A 5765-nucleotide genomic window follows, 5' to 3' on the forward strand; every position below is an offset into this window, starting at 1 on the left:
CCGCGGCGGGCACAATGGCCCGATGAACGCTCTGGATGGTATCCGCATACTCGATTTGTCCCGTGTGCTCGCCGGCCCCTGGTGCACGCAGACGCTGGCCGATCTGGGCGCCGACGTGGTGAAAGTGGAGCGCCCGCCCGGGCCCACCCACCCCGGCGGCGACGACACCCGCGGCTGGGGCCCGCCGTTCCTGCAAGGCCGGGACGGCGCCGACACCGCCGAGGCCGCCTACTACCTCGGCGCCAACCGCAACAAGCGCTCCATCACCTGCGACATCGCGCAACCCGAAGGTCAGGCGCTGATCCGCGAACTCGCGGCCAAGGCCGATGTGTTCGTGGAGAACTACAAGGTCGGCGACATGGCGCGCTACGGACTCGACTTCGCATCGCTGCACGCCATCAACCCGAAGCTGGTCTACTGCTCGATCACCGGCTTCGGCCAGACCGGGCCGTACAAGGACCGCGCGGGTTACGACTACGCGATCCAGGGCATGGGCGGGCTGATGAGCGTGACCGGCGAGCGCGACGATCTGCCCGGCGGCGGCCCGCAGAAGGTGGGCGTGGCGGTGGCCGACCTGTTCACCGGGCTCTACGCCACGGTCGCCATCCAGGCCGCGCTGCGCCACGCCGAGCGCACCGGCGAGGGTCAGCACATCGACATGGCCCTGCTCGACACGCAGGTCGCCATGCTCGCCAACCTGGGCGCCAACTACCTGGTGCGCGGGCGGAAAGACGGCCAGGTGCCGGGGCGCGCGGGCAACGCCCACGTCAACATCGTGCCCTACCAGGTGTTCGAGGTGGCGCCCGACGCACAGGGCCAGGCGCAACACGTCATCCTGGCCGTGGGCAACGACAGCCAGTTCGCCAAGTTCTGCGAAGTGGCGGGCTGCCCGGCGCTGGCCACCGACGAACGCTTTGCCCGCAACCAGAACCGCGTGCGCCACCGGGCCGTGCTGGTGCCCCTGCTGGAAAGCGTCATGAAGACCCGGAGCAAGGCCGACTGGCTCGCCGCGCTCGAAGCCGCCAAGGTGCCCGGCGGCCCGATCAACAACCTGGCCGAGGTGTTTGCCGACCCGCAGGTGCAGGCGCGTCAGATGGTGCAGACCTGGCCGCACCCATTGTCCGACCGGGTGGATCTGGTGGCCAGCCCGCTCAAGCTCAGCGCCACACCCGTGCGCAGCGACCTGCCGCCGCCCCTGCTGGGCGAGCACACCGCCACGGTGCTCGCCGACTGGCTGGGCACCACCGAAACCCGCTTGGCGGAACTTCGCGGTCGCGGTATCGTCTGATCTTTATCAGTCATCGCTGATATTCAACACGACGAGGTTCCATGAACGCACCCACACCAGCCGCCCTGCCCACCCCGGCGTCGCTGCGCGGCGCCGCCCAGGCCGCCGCCGCGCTGGGCGAACCGCTGGTGGTGATGACCACGCTGGCCGGTTGCCCCTACTGCGATCTGGTGCGCAACCACCACCTGCTGCCCATGCGGCGCGCCGGCCAGGTGCAGGCGGTGCAGATCGACACCCGCGACCGCACCAGCAACCTGCAAGGTTTCCAAGGTGAAAACACCACGCCCGCTGAGCAGGCCCGCGTGTGGAAGGCCCGCTTTGCGCCCACGGTGCTGTTTCTGGGACCGCAAGGCCAGGAGCTGGCCGAACGGCTGGTGGGCGTGGCGGTGGCCGATTTTTACGGCGAGTACCTGGACGCGCGCCTTCAGGAGGCCCGCCAGCGGCTCCGTTGACGAGGGATATTCGCGTCAAATGCTGAACTCCCGGACAATCGGGTGATCACACGTCCCGTGTGCCCCTTTCCACAACGTGCCATGACACCCGATTCTTCCCTCCGTCGCCGAACCCTCACCGTCTTGCTCGCCCTGGCGGGCGCCGGGATGCTGGGTCTGGGCGGATGCGCCGCCAGCGATGAGGCCCCGGCCTCCAACTTTGTGTTGCTGGACGGCACCACCACCACGACCGCGCAGCTCAAGGGCAAGGTGACGCTGGTGAATTTCTGGGCCACCACCTGCGTGACCTGCGTCAAGGAAATGCCGTCGCTGGTGTCCACCTACAAGAAGTACCAGGACAAGGGCTTTGAGACGGTGGCGGTGGCCATGAGCTACGACCAGCCCGCCTGGGTGCTCAACTACGCGCAGACCCGCCAGCTGCCTTTCAAGGTGGCGCTCGACAACACCGGGGACATCGCCAAAAGCTGGGGCGACGTGAAGCTCACGCCCACCACCTACCTGCTGGACAAGCAGGGGCGGATCGTCAAGCGCTTCGTCGGCGAACCCGACTTCACCGCGCTGCACAGCCTGATCGAAGAATTGTTGGCCAAGAGCTGAGCACCCATCACTTCAAACAACAAAGGCGACCCGCAGGTTGCCTTTGTTGTTCTGGGCGCAGCCCCACAGGCATCATTGCTTTTGCTGAAAATCGTCGTGGCAGGCTTTGCAGCTCTGGCCGATGGCACCAAACGCAGTCTTGACGGCGTCCAGATTGCCGGTCTTGGAGGCAGCAGATAGTTTGGCGACCTCGCTTTGCATCTTGTCGGCGCCTTCCTTGAACTTGGCCTGCTCGGTCCAGATGGCCGGCAGCGCTCGTGTTTCACCCTTGTCGGTGCCAGGGCCAAAGGCACTCCATGGCAGCTTGCTCATTGTTTCAACGATGGCTGCGTTGTCGGCGACGACCTTCGCGTCGTACGGCACCCTGCCATTGACCATCGCTCCAATGCGACCGAAGTGTGCCGCTTGAACCGTCATCACAGACTTGCGGTACTTGATGGCGTCTTCGGGTTTCTGGAACTGCGCCATGACCGGCAGTGCCAGCGTGGACACGACAGCGGCCAGCGTGAGCGATGCAAGCAATTTCATAGAGACTCCTGAGCAGAAAGTGGGTTTTCGGACAAGGTAGCCGCGGGAGCTACCCGGGCGTGAGTGGATGGTGTGTGAACAAGTTCCGCAGGAACCGAAGTCCGTGTATCTTGTCTACCGATCCTTCAACCACTTTCCGGGATCCGCACATGCACACCGTTCGCGTCTGGGACCTGCCCACCCGGCTTTTCCACTGGGCCCTGGTGGGCTGCGTCATCGGTTTGGTCGTCACCGCCAACGTGGGCGGCAACTGGATGAACTGGCACCTCCGGCTGGGCTACACGGTGTTGAGCCTGCTGCTGTTCCGCCTGGTCTGGGGCTTCGTCGGGGGGCGTTGGTCCCGTTTCAGCAGTTTCATTTACGGACCGGCCACGGTGCTGGCCTACCTGCGAGGCGATGGCAGACCCGAGCACCGGGTCGGGCACAGCCCGCTGGGCATGCTGTCCGTGCTGGCCCTGCTGTGCATCCTGCTGGCGCAGGTCGGCACGGGTCTGATCGCCGACGACGAGATTGCCTACACGGGGCCGCTGGTGCGCTTCGTGTCGGGGGAGACCATCAGCCAAGCCAGCAGTTACCACAAGAACGTTGGCAAGTTCATCGTGATCGGCCTGGTGGTGCTGCACCTGCTGGCCATCGCCTTCTACAAGGTGGTGAAGAAAGACAACCTGGTGGGCCCCATGGTGAGCGGCGACAAGACCGTCGTCGTCCCTGTGCCCAGCGCCCGTGACACGGCCGGTTCCCGCATCGTCGCCTTGGTGGTGTTCGGGCTCTGCGCGGCGGCCGTGTACGGACTGGTCAGCCTGGGCCACTTGAACGGATGAACAGTTTTCGATGCCGAGGACCTGTCGTATAGTGCGCCTCTTGACCTTCTTGGCGCCCCCATGTCCTCCCCCCAACACGCCACCGCGTTGTCCCTGACCCCGGCCCAGACGCCCGAGCAATTGCTCGCCATTCGCCACCTGTTTCAGGACTACCAGGCCGATCTGGGCATCGACCTGTGCTTCCAGGGTTTTGAACAGGAACTGAACGAACTGCCCGGCGCCTACGTGGAGCCGTCTGGTGCGCTGCTGCTGGCCACCGTCGATGGTCAGCCGGCCGGTTGCTGCGCGTTCCGACCCTTGCTCAACAGCGACCACCTGAACGCCTGCGAGATGAAGCGTCTTTTTGTGCGCCAGGGCTTTCGGGGCCTGGGCCTGGGCCGCCAGCTCGTTGAGGCCATCATCGAGCTGGCCCAGCGGGCCGGCTTCACCACCATGTTGCTGGACACCCTGAGCGACATGGAGTCCGCCCGAGCGCTGTATCAGGAAGTGGGTTTCGTCGAAACCGAGCCTTATTACCACAACCCCATTCCAGGCGCGCACTACCTCAAGCTGGACCTGTAGATAGCGGAGCGCGCGTGGTCATGAAAAAAGGGCGGGGTGTCTGAGACACCCCGCCCTTTTCACTGACAGGCAGCGAATCAGACGCCGGCTTTGGCCTGAGCGAGCAACGTCGCGGCATCGCTCACTTCGAACTTGCCCGGACCTTCGACGTTGAGGGTCTTGACCACGCCATCCTTGATCAACATGGAGTAGCGGTTGCTGCGCAAGCCCAGCCCCTTGCCTGTCAGGTCCAGGGTCAGGCCCATGGCCTTGGCAAACGTGGCATCACCGTCACCCAGCATGCGCACCTTGTCGCCGGTCTGCTGATCGCGTGCCCAAGCACCCATCACGAACGCATCGTTCACGCTCAGGCACCAGATCTCGTCCACGCCCGCGGACTTGAACGCGGCGTGCTCCTCCACAAAACCCGGCACGTGTTTGGCCGAGCAGGTGGGGGTGAACGCGCCCGGCAGTGCGAACACCGCAATGGTCTTGCCGGCGCTGGCCTTGACGGTATCCACAGGGTTTGGGCCAATGCTGCATCCGTTGCCCTCCACCTCGATGTACTCCATCAGCGTGGCCGCCGGAATCTTGTCACCTACCTGGATCATGTGCTGCTCCTCATGTGATGGCCCGCAGGCCGTTGTCGTGCGCCCCTTGAAAACCGGGGCCGGAAAAGAAAAAAGCGACCGGATTGTCGGTCGCTTTTCAGATCCCCGCTGCAAGCAGCCGGAACAGGCTTACACCAGCTCGGCTTTTTGCACCAGGCGGGTGGCCACCCAGTTTTTCGTCTTCGACAGCGGACGGCTCTCGGAGATTTCGATCACGTCACCCATCTTGTACTCGCCCTTTTCGTCATGGGCGTGGTACTTGCTAGACTTCGCAACGATCTTGTCGTAGAGCTCGTGCTTGACGCGACGCTCCACCAGAACCGTCACGGTCTTGGTGCGCTTGTCGCTCACGACCTTGCCGATCAAGGTGCGCTTGAGGGATGTTTTAGCTTCCGTCATGGGTTCGCTCCTTATTTGGCCGCAGCAGCGCGCTGCTTCTCGGCCAGAATCGTCTTGGCACGGGCGATGGAACGACGGGTGTCGCCCAACGTGGCGTTGTTGTTGAGTTGTTGCGTGGCTTTCTGCATGCGAAGACCGAAATGGGCCTTCTGCAGAGACTTCACTTCGGCTTCGAGGCCGGCCACATCCTTTTGGCGCAGTTCAGCAGTTTTCATCTATGTTCTCCTGAATCACTGACCCAACATGCGCGTCACGAACGTGGTGCGCAGGGGAAGTTTGGCGGCGGCCAGGGTGAAGGCTTCACGAGCCAACTCTTCGGTCACACCCACGATCTCGTACAGCACCTTGCCGGGCTGAATTTCAGCCACGTAGTACTCCACCGAACCCTTGCCGTTGCCCATACGGACTTCGGCAGGTTTCTGGGAAATCGGCTTGTCCGGGAACACGCGGATCCAGATGCGGCCGCCACGCTTCACGTGACGGGAAATCGCACGGCGTGCGGCTTCGATCTGGCGGGCCGTCAGACGGC

The 5765-nt window shown here is 64.1% G+C and carries 10 protein-coding genes; 5 read left to right on the forward strand and 5 right to left on the reverse strand.

The window, feature by feature from the left end:
- Positions 1 to 22 precede the first annotated feature (22 nt).
- From IV088_RS19740 to IV088_RS19750, 3 genes are all read left to right on the forward strand, one after another.
- On the forward strand, positions 23 to 1288 hold the full coding sequence (locus IV088_RS19740) for a CaiB/BaiF CoA-transferase family protein (RefSeq protein ID WP_291105588.1): 1266 nt from the start codon (positions 23 to 25) through the stop codon (positions 1286 to 1288).
- A 41-nt stretch (positions 1289 to 1329) separates the two neighbouring features.
- Positions 1330 to 1740: a hypothetical protein gene (locus tag IV088_RS19745; protein ID WP_291105589.1), complete on the forward strand. Its 411-nt coding sequence runs from the start codon at positions 1330 to 1332 to the stop codon at positions 1738 to 1740.
- An 81-nt stretch (positions 1741 to 1821) separates the two neighbouring features.
- Positions 1822 to 2337, forward strand: a complete 516-nt coding sequence (locus IV088_RS19750) for a TlpA disulfide reductase family protein (protein ID WP_291105590.1) — start codon at positions 1822 to 1824, stop codon at positions 2335 to 2337.
- 72 nt (positions 2338 to 2409) lie between these two features.
- Here the strand turns inward: IV088_RS19750 and IV088_RS19755 are convergent, their stop codons facing one another.
- Positions 2410 to 2865, reverse strand: a complete 456-nt coding sequence (locus IV088_RS19755) for a cytochrome c (protein WP_291105591.1) — start codon at positions 2863 to 2865, stop codon at positions 2410 to 2412.
- 149 nt (positions 2866 to 3014) lie between these two features.
- On the opposite strand from IV088_RS19755, the gene IV088_RS19760 reads away from it, so the two are divergent.
- Together IV088_RS19760 and IV088_RS19765 are read left to right on the forward strand one after the other, a co-directional pair.
- Positions 3015 to 3686, forward strand: coding sequence for a cytochrome b/b6 domain-containing protein (locus tag IV088_RS19760; protein WP_291105592.1), 672 nt, complete (start codon positions 3015 to 3017; stop codon positions 3684 to 3686).
- Between the two features lie 60 nt (positions 3687 to 3746).
- Positions 3747 to 4247 (forward strand): GNAT family N-acetyltransferase, encoded by a 501-nt coding sequence (locus tag IV088_RS19765; RefSeq protein WP_291105593.1) that lies wholly within the window; start codon positions 3747 to 3749, stop codon positions 4245 to 4247.
- Between the two features lie 77 nt (positions 4248 to 4324).
- Here the strand turns inward: IV088_RS19765 and IV088_RS19770 are convergent, their stop codons facing one another.
- From IV088_RS19770 to rplP, 4 genes are all read right to left on the reverse strand, one after another.
- Positions 4325 to 4837 carry a peroxiredoxin gene (locus IV088_RS19770; protein WP_291105594.1) on the reverse strand — a complete coding sequence of 171 codons (513 nt, stop codon included), beginning with the start codon at positions 4835 to 4837 and terminating at the stop codon, positions 4325 to 4327.
- 129 nt (positions 4838 to 4966) lie between these two features.
- Positions 4967 to 5236: a 30S ribosomal protein S17 gene (gene rpsQ, locus IV088_RS19775; protein ID WP_077334611.1), complete on the reverse strand. Its 270-nt coding sequence runs from the start codon at positions 5234 to 5236 to the stop codon at positions 4967 to 4969.
- An 11-nt stretch (positions 5237 to 5247) separates the two neighbouring features.
- On the reverse strand, positions 5248 to 5451 hold the full coding sequence (gene rpmC, locus IV088_RS19780) for a 50S ribosomal protein L29 (RefSeq protein ID WP_077334609.1): 204 nt from the start codon (positions 5449 to 5451) through the stop codon (positions 5248 to 5250).
- Between the two features lie 15 nt (positions 5452 to 5466).
- On the reverse strand, positions 5467 to 5765 hold a 299-nt coding region (rplP, locus tag IV088_RS19785; RefSeq protein ID WP_291105595.1), incomplete at its 5' end, for a 50S ribosomal protein L16.

This window comes from Hydrogenophaga sp. (assembly GCF_018780075.1).
Taxonomy (GTDB): domain Bacteria; phylum Pseudomonadota; class Gammaproteobacteria; order Burkholderiales; family Burkholderiaceae_C; genus Hydrogenophaga.